Origin of the sequence: Aliivibrio sifiae (assembly GCF_002954705.1) — a bacterium.
In the GTDB taxonomy this organism is placed as follows: domain Bacteria; phylum Pseudomonadota; class Gammaproteobacteria; order Enterobacterales; family Vibrionaceae; genus Aliivibrio; species Aliivibrio sifiae_A.
In genome coordinates this window covers 979,094-995,868 of sequence record NZ_MSCO01000001.1, presented here as the reverse complement: position 1 = coordinate 995,868, position 16,775 = coordinate 979,094, and the positions used below count along the sequence as shown (strand labels likewise).

Here is a 16,775-nt window from a genome sequence, read left to right as displayed (position 1 = left end):
ATCATTTTTTTAAAGAAAATTTTTGGAGCACTAAAAGTTTAAGAACTTGCTCTGATAACTGTCTTTTATTCAGACGAAAAAAAACCAGTCATAATGACTGGCTTAATAATTTGGTTTACTTTAAATCAAGAGATTAGAAGTAGTAGTAACCAGCTGCGAATACGTGAGTTTCTTCGTCTACATTATTGTAGCCAGAATCAAGCTCTTGCTTAATATCAATACCCATATCCATATTTTTAGCAATAGTATACATAGCTGCAACGTTCATGAAAGATTGATCTAGATCTTTCATACCTGTTACTTCATCAGTATTTGCTGCATAACCAGCTGCTAGAGTTAGGTCTTCAGTTACTGCGTAGCCTGCTGATAGGTAGTAACCAGTGTTTGTTTTATCTAGGTTCTTAGCGCTTGTATCTTCAATCCAGAAGTTTGCGCCTAGTTTTACTTCACCTAATTTAACATTACCTGTTACAGTCATAACTTGGTAATCAGCATCAGCAACTTTAACATCACCTCTTACTTTACGAGTAGCTTCATCACGTAATTCGTAACCAGCATATACATTGAACGCTTCTTGTTCGATACCAACGTAACCATTCACGCCTTTTTCAGCAGCTACATGAACATCATCAGTTTCGAAGTAAGAAACACCGTAAGCGAAGCCATTTGTTGCGCCTTGGAATTTAACTACGTTGAATGCATCAGACGCATCGCCAGCAGAAGCACCGAACTCGTATGTAAAGTCACCAGCACCATCTACAGCATCTAATGCCGTGTCATTTTCCCAACCGTAAGAAGCGATACCAAAACCAGTATCAAAACCTAACCAAGCTTTATCTACGTCAGTAGCAGGACTTGAATTCTTCTCAGTAGAAGATGCTGATTTCTCTTTGCTGTCTGTTGTGTAGTTCAACATAAAGTCAGTTTCAAAATAACCAACAATACGGTTGTTACGGTAGTTAACAGCAAGAGTTAAACCAGTAGCCCAATCATCATAAAATGCTTTAGAACCAGTATCGTAGTAACCACCAACGCCAACAGAACCAGATACTGAAAATTGGTCTTTGTGCATTGAGTCAAATGCAAACATGTCTTCGTTTTTACTGTTTTGGCTGCTTGTATCAACAGCAAATGCTGATGCTGAGATACTTGCGATTGCAAGCGCTAAAAGAGTCTTTTTCATAATAAGTCCACTGCCTTTTCTTAGAAAGATTTGGAAATCCGTTTTCCGGTTCCCTTTTTTATATATCTGGATTGCTACAGAAGCATCTTAATGTGCAACTTGTTAGCATCTCGATTTCTGGAGAGTACTTTGCTAAATATTTCTCATGGTGTCAACGCGTAAAGTCAAGAAAAGTAAAAATTAATAAAGCGATGCAATACAGCGAGTTACAAGGGGCGGGGTTATTTGTGACGAAGATCAACACTAAAAACATAAAAAACCATAAAAACAAAAAGAGAAAACCAAGAATCAAACATCACAACCACTTGATAAACAAACACATTAAATAAAAATAAACATAAACCACAAAAAAACAAAGCCATACTAAAGCTTATTATTTACAAATAAAAACTGAGAACAAAAAAGGTTAAAAATAATTGATGTTTTACTTATATTTTTTCTATTTTTAAGGATAACAATACAAAATTCATAAGAAAGACTAAAAATCAATTGTGACCTACTTCCCAATTTTCACTTCATAAAAAGAACCAATAAATGTCGAGCCTAAATAAAGAACAAAAAAAAGCTAGCGATTAAGCCAGCTTTGATTGTTATATATTCACATTAGAAGTAGTAGTAACCTGCTGCGAATACATAAGTCTCTTCATCTGCCGCACCGGCTTCAAGGTCTTGACGAATATCAATACCCATATCCATGTTTTGAGCAAGCGTATACATTGCAGCAACGTTCATGTAAGAATAATCAGTCTCGATTTTCGCAATTTCTTTGGTATTAGCGGCATAACCAGCTGCTAATGTTAGATCTTCACTTAGTGCATAACCAGCAGATAGGTAATAACCAGTATTTTCTTTATTACCTAGGTTCTTACCAGTTAGATCACTATCATCGCCATCTTCAATCCAAAAGTTTGCACCAAGTTTAACAGCGCCAAGCTTCACATTACCAGTAACAGTCATTACATCGTATTCAGCTTCATCGCGAGTTTCATAACCAGCGTATACATTAAAGATTTCTTGTTCAATACCAACGTAACCATTCACACCTTTATCAGCTGCAGCATGATTGTCACCAGTTTCAAAGTAAGAAACACCGTAAGCAAAACCACTTGTTGAACCTTGGAATTTAACTACATTAAAGGCATCAGATGCATCACCAGCAGAAGCACCAAACTCATAAGTATTATCACCAGCGCCATCTACAGCATCAAGTGCAGTATCATTTTCCCAACCGAAAGATGCAATACCAAAACCTGTATCAAAACCTAACCATGCTTTATCAATATCTGTAGCAGGACCTGAATACTTATCCGACGAAGAAGCAGCTTTAGCGCTTGGGTCAGTTGAATAGTTAAGCATAAAATCAGTTTCGAAATAACCAACAATACGGTTATTACGATAGTTAACAGCAAGTGTTAGACCAGTCGCCCAATCATCATAAAGTGCTTTAGATTTTGTATCGTAATAACCACCAACACCTACAGAACCAGAAACAGAAAACTGATCTTTATGCATTGAATCAAATGCAAGCATTTCATCATTTTTACTGTTTTGGCTGCTTGTATCAACAGCAAAAGCTGAAGTCGAGATACTTGCGATTGCAAGTGCTAAAAGAGTCTTTTTCATAATAATCCACTGCCTTTTCTTAGAAAGATTGGAAATCCGCTTTCCGGTTCCCTGTTTTTATATAATTTTATCCTGCATAGACCAACACATCTAACCGTATGATTAATCAATGCTTTTGAATTCGAGAGCTACTTTGCAAAATCTTTCTTCTTATGTCAAATTAAAACCTAAAGACTAATAAAAAAACACAAATCAATACATAACAACAACTTAAAACCCAAAAAGGAGCGCAATCAAGGTTTTATCTATTTCAAAAAACACAATTTATAAATATTTATTTCCAACCATAAAAGAATATAACACTATAAATAGTTACAGATTAACCACACCAAAAAATAAAACACTTCAAAAGAGCAAAATAAATTTATTTACCTCGTCCCAAACCTTAACATTTATATTTTTTTTGTTCTCATATCTTGGTTTCGTGACGAAAGTCTCTAATTTATTACACAAGAATCTATTTTTTGCAGGAGATCACATTTAGGCTGGCATGCTACAATGTTTTTTTCTATTCGATTGAGTCGATTCATGTTGAACAAAGCTGTTACTGATTGCATTCGCGAAAGCTATAAAACACTGCAAGACCAACTTCCCGGCTTTATACCTCGCCGCGCACAAAACTATTTAGTAGCAGAAATCGCTAAATCACTTGCTGGTGAATATAGTGAGACGCATCGCATGATTGTGGCAGAAGCAGGAACAGGAATTGGTAAATCCTTAGCTTATCTGCTAAGTGCAATCCCTTTCGCTAAGTTGAATAATAAAAAAGTAGTAATTTCAACCGCGACAGTTGCACTCCAAGAACAATTGGCACATAAAGACTTACCTTTTTATCGCAGAATCTCACCGCTACCCTTCTCTTTTATTATTGCTAAAGGACGTCAGCGTTATTGCTGTAGCCATAAACTGGCTTTATTAGTTGAAACGAACCACGAAGAAGATAAACAAGCAGCCTTATTCACAGAAAAACCTAAAAAGAAAGATTTAGAACTTTTGAGAAGGATGAATAAGGCGCTTTCTGAAGGGAAATGGGATGGCGATAGCGACGGTTGGCCAACAACCATCCCCTCTTCTATATGGCAATCGATTGTTTCAGATAAATATAGCTGTCATAACGGCTTGCCAATGCATCGTGACTGTCCCTTTCAAAAAGCACGAGAACATCTAGATAAAGCAGATGTAGTAATCGCTAATCATAGCTTAGTTATGGCAGATATTGACTTAGGTGGCGGGGTCGTGCTCTCTGAACCTGAACAAACGATTTATATTTTTGATGAAGCACACCATTTACCTCATGTAGCCCGAGAACACTCATCAGCCGCAGCAAATTTAAAAGGAACCGCATCTTGGTTAGAATCGCTAAACAAATCCGTAAGTAAGTTTTGTAATCTTGCCGATCAAAAGCGCGTTAATCGTTTTCAAAATACGCTCCATGAAAACTTACAAGAATTAATTCCCTCTTTGAATCAGCTAAGCAAGCAATTTGATCCCACCTTATTTAACGATGATGGTATTTATCGCTTTGAACATGGTGAAATCCCAACATGGCTTGCGGAACAAGCTAAAGATTTAAAAGAGCTCTCAACTAAAGCAAATCAAGCCTTAGCTAAAATTAGTGATTTAATTTCTGAACGAATGAAAGATGGAGAGCTTGCACCAAGAATGGCTGAGCCGGCATTAGCAGAAATGGGGTTCTATCTTCAACGATTGGAAAATTTGGCTCAAGTTTGGTTCTTAATGGCAAAACCTAATAACGACAAAGGAGCTCCCCTTGCTCGTTGGTTAGAAAAAAGTAAAGACAGAGAAAGTGACGTTGTAATTAATGTATCTCCTCTTGAAGTCGGTTGGCAATTAGATCAAAACCTATGGAGTCGAGCAGCGGGCGCCGTTATTGTATCTGCAACCATGCGAGCTTTAAATAGCTACTCCTTCTTCTGTCGACAAGCAGGTATTTCAGAGAAACCTGAAGATGGTGTTCGTTTTCTTTCTTTAGCCTCACCATTTAATTACCAAGAAAATGCACAACTAGTGATCCCCAAATTACCTATGGAACCTTCTGCTCCTGGTTTCACTGATCTACTAATCGAAGAATTGCCTTTATATCTAGCAGATAAAACATCAAGTTTGGTTTTGTTTTCTTCTTATTGGCAAATGAATAAAGTTGCTGAAAGTATAGAAAAAATAGCAAAAAAACAAGGATGGAGTCTATTGGTTCAAGGTCAAGAATCTCGCCAAGAAATAATTAAAAAACATAAGAAATTATGTGAAGCTAACAAAGTCAGTATTTTATTTGGTACTGGCAGTTTTTCTGAAGGCTTAGATTTACCAGGAAATCTATTAACCAATTTAATTATTACAAAAATACCCTTCGGTGTTCCAACCTCTCCTGTTGAGGAAGCGCATTCTGAATATATTGAAAGCCGAGGGGGCAACCCATTTATGCAGATCAGCGTTCCAGAAGCGAGTAAAAAATTGATTCAATCCGTTGGACGATTACTGCGTAAAGAGGAAGATTCTGGTAGAGTTGTGCTGTTTGATCGCCGCGTTATAACCAAACGTTATGGCAAAGCGCTTTTAGATGCATTACCTCCTTTTAAGAGAGTGATAGAGTAAGCTTTATTACGAAATAATCGCACATTGCGATTCTACTACTAATGCCAATAATTAGATTATTTTAATAATGCTCAATTATTGGCATTAATACCATTATACATATCATTATATTAAGAGCCTGTATGGAATTTCTTGAGCCTAGTACCCTGATTGTTTTGGGATTAGTTGCCTTTATCGCTGGATTTATTGATGCTGTTGCTGGTGGAGGGGGAATGCTAACTGTACCTGCTTTACTTTCAATTGGTTTACCGCCACATATCGCTTTAGGTACAAATAAACTTGCAGCTACTTTCGCGTCATCAACAGCAGCATTGACTTATTTTAAAAAGAAACTGTTCGACCCTAATTTTTGGAAAGCCTCTTTTATTGCTACACTTTTTGGCGCAACCTTTGGCACATTACTTGTAAATTACATTTCAACTGAATGGCTAGAGAAAGGCCTGCCTTTAGTTATTTTAGCTGCCGCCCTTTATACCATTTGGCCAACTCGTGTTATATCAGACCAAAATGTACTCCCAGAGAAAACACCTAAGTTAAAAAAACAGCAGATCATACAAGGCTCAATATTAGGGTTTTATGATGGTGTTGCTGGCCCAGGTACAGGTGCATTTTGGACAGTAAGTAGCATGGCAATTTATCACCTTAATATTTTACTTGCTTCTGGTTTAGCAAAAGCGATGAATTTCACTAGTAATTTTACCTCATTAATTACGTTTGCTATTCTTGGCCATATCAACTGGGCCTTAGGCCTTACTATGGGCGTATGTTTAATGGCAGGAGCATTTATTGGCGCTCACTCTGCTATTCGTTTTGGTTCTAAGTTTATTCGTCCTGTATTTGTAACAGTTGTTTGTATTCTAGCCGTCAAATTAGCTTTAGATGCTTGGTTTTAAAGCCACTCTGTTTATGCCGAGGTTCATATGACAAATTTTAGTTCTATTGAAATCATGCTTGAGCAACTGGGTAAAACGGCTGCTGAAATAGATCGTCGTCGCGGTGAGCAACGTTTACCTTTATTTGATGAACGATTGTTTGGCTGCCGAAGTCGTTACCTTGTTCCATGTATCAATGAAACAAAAGAAACACTCAAATCAATACAGCGTGAAGAACAATCAAACATTCTCACAGCACAACGCGCTGAATACTTAACTCAAATGCTTGTCTCACAGATCCAAGCCGTTCAGCGCGAAGTAGCAACTCAACGTATTCGCTCTAATGAGCCTCGTCCAAAAGGCAGTTATAAAAAACCAATTAGTGATATGTACCAAGACTTAGCCCAACATCAAGAATGGGAGCGTCGATTAACTCAAATGGTACGCGAGCAAGAACATACTGTGAATCAATGTAATTCATTTGCTCAACAACAAGGATTACAAAAAACACTCTTAACCACAGAAAAGCGATTACAACGCTGTAAAGAAGCAATGAAGCGCCTAGAGCAACAAATAACTTATCGAGAGCAGAATGACTAATAAACCTAAACTAACAGAAAACACAGAGACTATTGTGGGTGCAGAAAAAACAAATAGTCCTCTTGATAACGCTCCTGATGACATAAAACTCGCCGTAGATTTAATTTATTTATTAGAAAATAATAATGTTGAAATCAAAACAGCAATTAGCGCGTTAAAAATAGTGCTTAATGATTTCGAAAATAAATAGACATCCAACTCACTTTTGAGACAAGTGCAACCTAATCAAACCTTTATGAAATAGTTCTATTTGATTTGTTTTCATAAAAATTAGATCTATTTCCCAATTAATTTTCATCGAAAATTATTCCTCTTTATTATTTTATTTTAGCCATTTAATATTTATATATAAATAAATAGATTTGTAATAAAAATCAAATCAATAATAAATAATTAAAACGTCATCATATCAGTATTGATAAAAAGCAATCTAATGCTTACATCGACCGGTATTAGCTAGGGTAAATATGTTTTCTTATAATGAAATCCTCACTGACATATCAGAAGAGGATCGCTTAGGCATAGATTTTACTTATGAGCCTGAGTTTGAATCTATTGAAAATGAAATAAACAAAGCCACAGATCTTTTTGCTACAAGCAACACAGACTGGCAGGTGGTTCACGTTAATTCATTGAATTTAATATCAAAAAACAGTAAAGACTATCGTGTACTTTATTGGATGTTACTTTCATTTCAGCATATTTCATCATCTATTGATTATATTTCTCTTTTAACATTAATTAATGAATTCATCATTAAATATAGAGATAACATTTACCCAAAAAGAGCAAAACAACAATATTCCTCTATTAACAAAATAGTTAATGTTATTAATGAAGAAACTAAATCAATAACTAGCAATATGCTAGACATTGAAATTATTGATAATCTAATAGATATTTTATTAAAGTTAGATGAATCAATAATTTCTATTTTCGAGTCAAAAACAGACACTCTTTCTTTATTAATCAGCCACGTTAATAAACATAAAAAACGAGTAACATCAGAGGCTACACCATCAACAATTGAACCAATAAAAACACCTTCAACTCAATCCATTAATACTATATCTCACTCAACAAGCATTTCATTATCACATGCAGATATCGCTAATGAACGTGATGCAAATAAAGCATTACGTCATCTGCAAGAGGTCACTCGTAATCTTTCAAAATATTGGCTTAATCAGAACATTGGTGACGAAAAAGCTTATCAATTAAGTCGTACATTAACCTGGGTCACTATAACTCAAACGCCGTCAAGTAACGACGATAACATCACGACGCTCAAACCTGTTCCACAAGCAAGACAACAGCATTTAATTCAACTAAAAAATCAAGCAAATCATGCAGCCTTGCTTATAGACCTTGAAGAGAGTCTATCTAAGTCTCCTTTCTGGCTTGATGGCCATTTCATGGCATGGGAAACCTTAACTGAATTAAACTATCACGATGCCGCTCAATCTGTAACAGATCAGCTTTCCTTACTTATCAAGAAAGCCCCTAAAATTACAGATCTTAAATTTGATGATGGTTCTGAATTTGCTAAACCAGAAACACAAATATGGATCGAACAACATTGCTCTCAAAATACAAGCCAAACCCAACTAAAACCACAGTTTACCGAAAGAAACACATCAAGTGAGTGGGACTTAGTACTCAAAGAAGCATTACCTTTATTAAAACAAGAACCTTTAAGTGATGTATTACAGCCTCTTATTATTGGGCATCACCAATCTCGCTCTGCACGAGAAGCTTTCTTTTGGCAGTTTTCACAAGCAACACTGTTGTTACATGCAAACAAATACGAACTCGCAGCCCCTCTTCTTCGTTGGTTAGATAATCAATACTCACATTCTGTATTAACATTGTGGGATCCCTTACTTGAAGAACGTTTATTAGATCTTTGGCTTACCTGTCAAAGCAAACTTCCTGTGAAAAAACAAGATACCCAATTAATAATAACCTTACGTGAACGACTCTGTTGCTTAAATCCAATACGAGTACTTAATTACTAAACAGTTTATATATTTGAGCTGTTCTTAAATTACAAATCTAGGAGCCCCCATGTCAAAAGATGGATCTGTCGCGCCAAAAGAGCGTGTAAATGTGACATTCAAACCAGCAACCTCTGATTCAGCCGAAGAGCTTGAATTGCCACTAAAAATGATGGTACTGGGTGATTTCACTCTTCAAGACGATGAACGACAACTCGAAGACAGAAAACCATTCAGTGTCGATAAAAGCAATTTTAATGATGTCATTGAAAAGCAAAATCTGAATATTTCATTTGGTGTAAAAAACCAACTTCAAGATGGCGAAGGCCCTGAAAAAATAGCGGTCGATCTTTCATTTAAAAAAATCAATGATTTTGATCCTGCCAGCATTGTAGAACAAGTGCCTGAATTAAAAGGCTTAATGGATCTACGTGAAGCTCTTGTTTCTCTAAAAGGTCCATTAGGAAATGCACCTTCATTTAGAAAAGCGATCGAAGATGCTCTAGTTGATGAAAGTGCACGTGAAAAATTACTAAACGAGTTAGGTTTAGCAAAGGAAAAGGAATAATCCATGACAGACGTAAGTACAGTTCAAGAAGCACAAAATGACATTACCGTCGGCCTTCTTGATCAAATCGTAGCTCAAACCAATTTAACACCAGAAGATGAAACCTATGGTATTGCTAAACGCGGTGTTAGTGCTTTCATTGAAGAGCTACTAAAACCACAAAACCAAGAAGAACCAGTCAAAAAAGCACTTATAGACAAAATGATTACAGAAATCGATCAAAAGTTAAGTCAGCAAGTCGATGAAATCCTACATCATGAATCATTTCAACAATTAGAATCTTCATGGCGTGGATTAAAATTACTTGTTGATCGTACCGACTTCCGTGAAAACATTAAAATTGAAGTCATTAGCATATCAAAAAATGATTTATTAGAGGATTTCGAAGATGCCTCAGATATTACCCAATCAGGTCTCTATAAGCATGTCTACACTAACGAGTTTGGCACGTTTGGTGGCCAACCTGTCGGCGCTATTATTGGTAACTATCACTTTGGTCCTTCTGCGCCCGATATTAAAAATCTACAAAACTTGGCTTCTGTAGCTGCGATGGCTCATGCCCCATTCATTTCAGCTGCAGGGCCTAAATTCTTTGGTTTGGAATCTTTTGAAGGGTTACCTGATTTAAAAGATCTAAGTGATCATTTTGAAAGCCCACAATACTCAAAGTGGCAAAAATTCCGTGAACAAGAAGATTCCCGATTTGTCGGATTAACCCTGCCTCGATTCTTGCTACGTCAGCCTTATGACCCTGAAGACAATCCAGTTAAAACATTTAATTACCATGAAAATGTCTCTGCTACTCATGAAGATTATTTGTGGGGCAATACTGCTTTTACAATGGCGACTCGTATAACTGAAAGTTTTGCTAACTTCCGTTGGTGCCCAAACATTATCGGGCCACAATCTGGTGGCGCAGTTGAAGATCTTCCCCTTCATCACTTTGAAAGTATGGGCGATATTGAAACAAAGATCCCAACCGAAGTATTAGTCTCAGATCGCCGAGAATATGAGCTGGCTGAAGAAGGCTTTATTGCGTTAACTATGCGCAAAGGATCTGATAATGCAGCTTTCTTCTCTGCAAACTCAGTTCAAAAAGCTAAATTTTTTGGTAATAGTGAAGAAGGTAAAAATAAAGAGCTTAACTATCGCCTAGGAACTCAACTTCCATATCTGTTCATTATTAGTCGTCTAGCTCATTACATTAAAGTATTACAGCGCGAACAAATTGGCAGCTGGAAAGAGAGAACCGATTTAGAACAAGAGCTAAACTCTTGGATCCGTCAATACATAGCAGATCAAGAAAACCCACCAGCAGAGGTTCGCAGTCGCCGCCCTCTACGAGCTGCAAATATTGAAGTCTGCGATGTTGAAGGAAGCCCAGGCTGGTATCGCGTAAATCTATCTGTTCGCCCTCATTTTAAATACATGGGATCTGATTTCACACTCTCATTGGTTGGTAAGTTAGACCAAGAATAATAAGTCCCCTCAGTGCTTAATAAACACTGAGGGATTACAAGCACATAAATTGTCGGATACTTTACCACTTTAAGGATTAATTACACATGGCATCACAACGACTATTTGAGCGATTATTAACAGGGACAACACAACATAATCTTGTCTCTACATCGTTAGAGATTACAGAGTCTATTCGCTTGCATGTCGCTCAACTATTATCAACCCGACAAGGCGATGCTCTTATATGTCCAGACTTAGGTTTACCCGACCTTAATATGTCTCATATGACACCTCATGACGCCATAATTCATGTAAAAAGAGAGGTTGAAAGGGTAATCCACCATTATGAAAAACGCATAACTAACATTAAAGTACATTATCTAGGCGATATTTATAGCCCACTTCACCTGTATTTTGATGTTCAGGGTGACATTATATTCAATGGTAAATGCACCCCTATTTCATTTACAACTCATGCTCAAACAAGCGGTCAAAAAACTAACCACCTTAATATGCAAGGTGCAGCATGAGTTTTAATAACTATTATCAATCTGAACTGGTTGCCTTACGAGAACTTGGGAAATCATTCTCTGAAGAAAATCCAGCTTTGGCACCCTTTCTTGGTCAAGAAGGACTCGATCCTGATATTGAACGCTTGTTTGAGGGCTTTGCTTTTTTAGTTGGCCGTTTACACCAACGTTTAGATAATCAACTACCAGAATTAACTCATTCACTAATGCGATTATTGTGGCCAAACTACGTTCAAGCTATACCAGCAATGAGTACATTAAGATTCACTCCTGTTAGTGAATTAACACAAAAAACACGAATACCTCGCGGTACAGAAGTATTAAGTCAACCTATTGATGGTATTCAGTGCCAATTCAAAACGTGTTACGACATTGATATTTACCCTATCTCTATCCATTCTTCATCATTTATGGCAAATGGGAATGGAGGAATATATCAACTTCGTCTAAAACTAGATTCTGGTATCAACCTTCATTCATTAGGAATGTCAAAACTTAAAATTCATTTTAATGGCGATAAAGCAAGCTGTCTTTCTTTAATCATGGCCTTACGTTCTGCCACAACCCAAGCTGAATTCTGTGCATTAAATGATAACCAAGAACTGATTAATCGAAGTACCTTCCCAACAGAAAGCATTCAATCTGTTGGTTTTTCTACTGATCAAAATCTCTTTGATTACCCACTAAACACATTTGAAGGTTATCGCCACATCCAAGAGTTTTTTTGTTATCCTGAAAAATATTACTACATTGACTTAACCGAGTTGCCAGTTTGGCCAGCTTCGTTTAGTGAAGGCTGTAAATACGTCGATATCAAATTCACTTTAGCCAATATTACTCACCAACCTTTTTATGCTAATCGCGTACAACCAGAACTGTTTTGTACTCCGATTGTGAATTCATTTAAAACAGATACGCAGCCACTTTTATTAACACATCGTAAAGATCAATATAAGATCAAGCCCTCATCATTAAATGACAACCAAAGCACTATTTTATCGATTGAAGAAGTCCATGGCTGGAACCCTGGTCAAAAAGGACGTATAGATTTTTATCATTTCGAATCTTTTGAACATAACGATTCTGATAAATATTCAAACTATTACAGTATTCGACAAGAAAAGAACATTGTAACTGGGCATTTTGATACCTATTTATCATTCCGTTCTCAGTATACCTTTACCAAAAATATAACCGTTTCCCTTGGTGTTACTGCATGTAATGGTCCTTTAGCACAGCGTTTGGCAATTGATTCGATAACCCAAACCACATCGCAAACGACAGGCTCTGTCGAGTTTACCAACATTCGTGCCGTTACTCCTTGTTATACTCCCCCCATTGAAAAAGATGGGCTCTGGTCTTTGATCTCAAATATGTCTCTCAACTATTTATCACTAACAAAGCCAGAAGCATTCAAGCGTATCTTATTGGCTTATGATTTTGCAGGGCAGCAAGATGATGCTAAAGGGAAAAAACACCAACGATTGATTGATGGCATCGAAAACATAACCACAAAACCAAGCGATATGCTTTATGAAGGTGCTCCTGTTCGAGCAATGAATACGCATTTACAGCTCAATAGTAAACACTTTCTATGTGAGGGTGAGCTGTATTTGTTTGCCAGTGTTATCAATGAATTCCTTTCTCTTTACACCAGTATAAATTCATTTAACCAACTTAACGTAACAAGTACTGATGGAGGAGACTATTCATGGCAACCACGAATGGGACAGCAACCTCTAATCTAATGCTTAAACAAATAACAACTCTTGTGGAAGACCTTGATCTTTCGATCAAACACATCGGCCATTTATCACTAATGAAAGCGTTGGATCATATTTGCCACCAGTTGAGTCTGCATTATGATTTACCTCATGATCTAGCGTATGAGCGCATTCAATTTATTGCGAATGCTTCACAGGGTTTTGCACCACGAGAAATCCAATCGGTGTCTATCGCAATACATAGCGATAAATTACCAAAAGTGACTCTAACGCTAAACATGCTTTCTCTGATCGGGGCATCATCTCCATTACCCCATTACTATAATGATTATTTATCACAAGATGAGAATAATGTTCTTAAGCCATTCTTAGATATTTTCCATCACCGCCTCCATCGCCTCATTCGAACCGTATGGCAAAAATACCGATATAACGCGGCATTTAGAGAAGGAGCTAATGACCCTTTTTCTCAACATATTTTTGCGTTATTAGGACTAAAAAGTGAGGAACTCAGAGAAGATAAATCGATTAACTGGCCACGACTTTTCCCTTATTTGGGCTTACTTAGTCAACGAGTTCGTTCTGCAAATACGATTGAAGCGCTGCTGCGTTATTACTTTCAGCATCCCGATATTTACATTGAAGAATGTATTTTACGTCACTGCCAAATCCCTACCACACAACTTTGTGCTTTAGGCCAAAGTAACGCATCACTATCAAATAGCTCAGTATTGGGAGACAATGCTCCCGATCGTGCTAATAAATTTCGTATCCATATTACGCAATTAACATGGGAGCACTTCCATTCATTTTTAATAAATAAACCAAACTGGTTCACTTTAAACAGACTGGTTCAATTTACTGTCAAAGATCCACTCGATTTTGATATTCAACTTCATTTAAAAAACGGAGAACCCCGTCCATTAACGCTATCAGACAGCAACGAATGCTGCTTAGGTTGGACGAGCTGGCTAGGTTCAAGTGCTAATGAAGGCCGTATTACACTTTCAGGAAAGACATTATGATTAACGTAGAACTACCTCAACTAATTAAAACATTAGATAAAGAATCTCACTTAGCATTAGAACAAGCGGCTCAACTCTGCGTTACTCGTGGAGGGAATGAAGTGCTTTGTGAAGACTTTATTCTCGCGGCACTTAATGACCCCCAGAGTTTTTGGAATAAAGCCTGTCAGCAATATCATGTTTCTACCGAACATTTAATTGAAGCATTACAACACGGTAGAAAAAATACATCTTCTGAAAGCAACCACCCTGTACTTTCGACTGCTTTAATTGAATGGCTACAAGAGAGCTACTTGTATTCCATGCTTGAAATGCAACTCTCAGAAATACTTGCAGCTAATTTATTATTAACCTTGCTTACTCACCCTAATAAATATGGACACACACCCTATTATCGAGAACTAAGTGTTATTCCAGCTACATCATTAAAACAGCAAGTCGAAGGTTTAATTAATTCCACAGAACAAAAAAAATCAACAAATCATGAGCATCAAAATGCGCTTGAATCCTATACAACCAATTACACTCAATTAGCAAAAGAAAAAAAGATAGACCCTGTTCTATGTCGAGACAGTGAGATCAGACAAATGATCGACATTTTAGCTCGTCGCCGTAAAAACAATCCGATGATTGTTGGTGAGGCTGGTGTAGGGAAAACCGCACTGGTTGAAGGCTTAGCAATAAAAATAGTACAAGGTGAAGTTCCTGAATTATTAGAACATGTCTCTCTTCTTTCGCTCGATCTAGGATTATTACAAGCAGGAGCAAGCATTAAGGGGGAATTTGAACGTCGTCTTAACTCTGTCATTACCGCAGTTCAAGAAAACCCAATGCCTATCATTCTTTTTATTGATGAAGCACATACGCTTATTGGTGCTGGTGGTCAAGGTGGCAGTAACGACGCAGCAAACCTATTAAAACCAGCTCTTGCTCGTGGAGAGCTTCGGACTATTGGTGCAACTACATGGTCAGAATATAAAAAATACATTGAAAAGGATCCCGCATTAGCACGACGCTTCCAACCCGTCAAAGTGAACGAGCCAACGGTAGAACAAGCCGTGACTATATTACGCGGTTTAGCTGGATGCTATGAAGAAAGCCATGGTGTCTATGTACGAGACGATGCCATTATTGCCGCTGCTGAACTATCAGCTCGATACATTAGTGGCCGACAACTACCAGACAAAGCCATCGATCTTCTTGATACAGCCTGTGCTCGTGTCAAGATCAATCTAAAAGCCAAGCCTGAACCATTAGAAGCACTTTTACACACGATTACCATTACTCAACGTGAACTCAATTATGTAGTAAGAGACCAGCAAGCTGGACTTTCTATTGACACAAATATTATTCTGAATCTTAAATCCACACTTATACACACCCAAGAACAAGCCAATGAATTAGAACTGAAATGGTCAATACAAAAAGAATTAGCGGAAGCACTTTTAACATCAAGAATTGATATATCACAATGCGCTAATGATGAAGATCGTGAACGTTTAATCTGTAATCAACAAGAGATTTATCAACAACTCCTTGAAGCTCAATCATCGGGTTCTTTAGTTAATTATGAAACTTGCCCATCACTGATTGCTGAAGTAGTGTCTCACTGGACAGGGATTCCAATGAGTACCTTACAACGAGGTCAAGCAACCCAAGTATTGAATATAAAAGCACAACTTAAAGAGCAAATTAAGGGTCAAGACCAAGCCGTCATCGCTTTAGAAAAAGCGATCCAAGCAACCGCTGCCGGACTTAATAATCCCAATGCGCCTACTGGTGTATTCCTGTTTGTTGGTCCAAGTGGCGTAGGAAAAACACAAACGGCACAAGCCATTGCTGATTTAATGTATGGCGGAGAACAATTCCTTACCACGATCAATATGTCAGAATTTCAAGAAAAACATACCGTCTCTCGTTTAATTGGATCTCCTCCGGGCTACGTTGGCTATGGTGAAGGCGGCGTATTAACTGAAGCGGTACGTCAAAGACCATACTCAGTGATTCTATTAGATGAAGTAGAAAAAGCAGATCCTGAAGTAATGAATATCTTTTACCAAATCTTTGATAAAGGCACCGCTAATGATGGTGAAGGTCGTGAAATAAACTTTAAACAAACATTAATTATCATGACATCTAATCTCGCTTCAGATCAGATTGAAGCTCTTTGTAATCAAGACGATAAACCAACAACAGAAGCACTTACAAAAGCCATTCGTCCAACCTTAAATCAATATTTTAAACCTGCATTAGTCGGCCGAATGAATGTCGTTCCTTTCTTCTCGCTTGATTTAGAAAGCATGGAAGCCTTAGTCTCAATTCGTTTAGAACAGCTAAAAACACAACTGACCAAACAGAACATAGAACTTACTTATAATGAAAACATCATTCAACACATTGCTAAAAGTTGCACATTAACTGAAACAGGAGCAAGAAATATAGATGCCATTATCAACACTCAATTAAAGCCTGCATTTTCTTCCCAAATATTACTAGCGCTCGCTCGACAAGAACCTCTAAGCCAAATATCTATCGATATTGACAGCGACGGGCACGTCTTTTGTGAATTTGGGGAATAA

At 37.3% G+C, this 16,775-nt stretch carries 13 protein-coding genes; 11 read left to right on the top strand and 2 right to left on the bottom strand.

Going from position 1 to position 16,775, the window contains the following annotated elements:
- Nucleotides 1–133: 133 nt before the first annotated feature.
- Both BTO22_RS04515 and BTO22_RS04510 read right to left on the bottom strand, forming a co-directional pair.
- On the bottom strand, nt 134–1,183 hold the full coding sequence (locus BTO22_RS04515; RefSeq protein WP_105054459.1) for a porin: 1,050 nt from the start codon (nt 1,181–1,183) through the stop codon (nt 134–136).
- 603 nt (nt 1,184–1,786) lie between these two features.
- Nucleotides 1,787–2,806 (bottom strand): porin, encoded by a 1,020-nt coding sequence (locus BTO22_RS04510; RefSeq protein ID WP_105054458.1) that lies wholly within the window; start codon nt 2,804–2,806, stop codon nt 1,787–1,789.
- Nucleotides 2,807–3,334: 528 nt separating this feature from the next.
- On the opposite strand from BTO22_RS04510, the gene dinG reads away from it, so the two are divergent.
- The 11 genes from dinG to tssH all read left to right on the top strand — a co-directional run bounded on the left by dinG (nt 3,335) and on the right by tssH (nt 16,775).
- Nucleotides 3,335–5,419 carry an ATP-dependent DNA helicase DinG gene (gene dinG / locus BTO22_RS04505; protein WP_105054457.1) on the top strand — a complete coding sequence of 695 codons (2,085 nt, stop codon included), beginning with the start codon at nt 3,335–3,337 and terminating at the stop codon, nt 5,417–5,419.
- A gap of 122 nt (nt 5,420–5,541) precedes the next feature.
- On the top strand, nt 5,542–6,312 hold the full coding sequence (locus BTO22_RS04500; protein WP_105054456.1) for a TSUP family transporter: 771 nt from the start codon (nt 5,542–5,544) through the stop codon (nt 6,310–6,312).
- Nucleotides 6,313–6,339: 27 nt separating this feature from the next.
- The gene (locus BTO22_RS04495; RefSeq protein ID WP_105054455.1) at nt 6,340–6,891 is read left to right on the top strand and encodes a primosomal replication protein; all 552 of its coding nucleotides are present in this window, start codon (nt 6,340–6,342) and stop codon (nt 6,889–6,891) included.
- Complete coding sequence (gene rsmS / locus BTO22_RS04490; protein ID WP_105054454.1) at nt 6,884–7,081, top strand: pleiotropic regulatory protein RsmS; 198 nt, start codon at nt 6,884–6,886, stop codon at nt 7,079–7,081. Before BTO22_RS04495 ends, rsmS begins: the two co-directional genes overlap by 8 nt.
- Before the next feature lie 277 nt (nt 7,082–7,358).
- Nucleotides 7,359–8,909, top strand: a complete 1,551-nt coding sequence (gene tssA / locus BTO22_RS04485; protein ID WP_105054453.1) for a type VI secretion system protein TssA — start codon at nt 7,359–7,361, stop codon at nt 8,907–8,909.
- A 49-nt stretch (nt 8,910–8,958) separates the two neighbouring features.
- Nucleotides 8,959–9,456 (top strand): type VI secretion system contractile sheath small subunit, encoded by a 498-nt coding sequence (gene tssB / locus BTO22_RS04480; RefSeq protein ID WP_105054452.1) that lies wholly within the window; start codon nt 8,959–8,961, stop codon nt 9,454–9,456.
- Between the two features lie 3 nt (nt 9,457–9,459).
- Entirely contained in the window at nt 9,460–10,935 is a 1,476-nt protein-coding gene (gene tssC / locus BTO22_RS04475; RefSeq protein WP_061002079.1) for a type VI secretion system contractile sheath large subunit, read from the top strand.
- Between the two features lie 86 nt (nt 10,936–11,021).
- Nucleotides 11,022–11,447, top strand: coding sequence for a type VI secretion system baseplate subunit TssE (gene tssE, locus BTO22_RS04470; RefSeq protein WP_060990630.1), 426 nt, complete (start codon nt 11,022–11,024; stop codon nt 11,445–11,447).
- Complete coding sequence (tssF, locus tag BTO22_RS04465; RefSeq protein WP_061028422.1) at nt 11,444–13,195, top strand: type VI secretion system baseplate subunit TssF; 1,752 nt, start codon at nt 11,444–11,446, stop codon at nt 13,193–13,195. Before tssE ends, tssF begins: the two co-directional genes overlap by 4 nt.
- Nucleotides 13,159–14,196, top strand: coding sequence for a type VI secretion system baseplate subunit TssG (gene tssG, locus BTO22_RS04460; protein WP_105054451.1), 1,038 nt, complete (start codon nt 13,159–13,161; stop codon nt 14,194–14,196). The genes tssF and tssG overlap by 37 nt, the downstream gene beginning before the upstream one ends.
- Entirely contained in the window at nt 14,193–16,775 is a 2,583-nt protein-coding gene (gene tssH / locus BTO22_RS04455; protein ID WP_105054450.1) for a type VI secretion system ATPase TssH, read from the top strand. The genes tssG and tssH overlap by 4 nt, the downstream gene beginning before the upstream one ends.

Bases quoted from the DNA above. Each gene is read 5' to 3' on its own strand.
- tssH (WP_105054450.1), top strand. From the start codon at position 14,193: ATGATTAACGTAGAACTACCTCAACTAATTAAAACATTAGATAAAGAA.
- tssF (WP_061028422.1), top strand. From the start codon at position 11,444: ATGAGTTTTAATAACTATTATCAATCTGAACTGGTTGCCTTACGAGAA.
- tssC (WP_061002079.1), top strand. From the start codon at position 9,460: ATGACAGACGTAAGTACAGTTCAAGAAGCACAAAATGACATTACCGTC.
- tssA (WP_105054453.1), top strand. From the start codon at position 7,359: ATGTTTTCTTATAATGAAATCCTCACTGACATATCAGAAGAGGATCGC.
- BTO22_RS04510 (WP_105054458.1), bottom strand. From the start codon at position 2,806: ATGAAAAAGACTCTTTTAGCACTTGCAATCGCAAGTATCTCGACTTCA.
- BTO22_RS04500 (WP_105054456.1), top strand. From the start codon at position 5,542: ATGGAATTTCTTGAGCCTAGTACCCTGATTGTTTTGGGATTAGTTGCC.
- rsmS (WP_105054454.1), top strand. From the start codon at position 6,884: ATGACTAATAAACCTAAACTAACAGAAAACACAGAGACTATTGTGGGT.
- tssG (WP_105054451.1), top strand. From the start codon at position 13,159: ATGGCAACCACGAATGGGACAGCAACCTCTAATCTAATGCTTAAACAA.
- tssE (WP_060990630.1), top strand. From the start codon at position 11,022: ATGGCATCACAACGACTATTTGAGCGATTATTAACAGGGACAACACAA.
- BTO22_RS04495 (WP_105054455.1), top strand. From the start codon at position 6,340: ATGACAAATTTTAGTTCTATTGAAATCATGCTTGAGCAACTGGGTAAA.
- BTO22_RS04515 (WP_105054459.1), bottom strand. From the start codon at position 1,183: ATGAAAAAGACTCTTTTAGCGCTTGCAATCGCAAGTATCTCAGCATCA.
- tssB (WP_105054452.1), top strand. From the start codon at position 8,959: ATGTCAAAAGATGGATCTGTCGCGCCAAAAGAGCGTGTAAATGTGACA.
- dinG (WP_105054457.1), top strand. From the start codon at position 3,335: ATGTTGAACAAAGCTGTTACTGATTGCATTCGCGAAAGCTATAAAACA.